The following is a 392-nucleotide window of genomic DNA, read 5'->3' on the forward strand; positions in this document are numbered from 1 at the left end:
CATAGGAACCCGGGAGGCAATACTCACTTTACGTCTTATCTTAGAAGATAGATTAAGGAAAGGAAAACCTACATTTTTAGCTTTTGTAGATTTGGAGAAAGCATTTGACAATGTTGACTGGAATACACTCTTTCGAATTCTGAAGTCAGCAGGGGTAAAATACAGGGAAAGGAGAGTTATTTACAACTTGTACAAAAGCCAGTCCGCAGTTATTAGACTCGAAGGGCATGAAAGGGAAGCATCAGTTGGGAAGGGAGTAAGACAGGGTTGTAGCCTTTCTCCGATGTTATTCAATTTGTACATCGAGCAGGTGGTGAAGGAAAGCAAGGAAAAATTTGGAATAGGAATTAAAGTTCAGGGGGAAGTAATAAAAACTTTGCGTTTTTCTGATG

The 392-nt window shown here is 39.5% G+C and carries 1 protein-coding gene; it reads left to right on the forward strand.

Annotated elements, in window-relative coordinates; translation table 11 throughout:
* Positions 1-392: reverse transcriptase domain-containing protein (locus tag AC0IXA_RS27195; protein ID WP_471814867.1), on the forward strand; the 392-nt coding region annotated here is incomplete at both ends.

Source organism: Pseudomonas sp. AC083 (assembly GCF_979253165.1).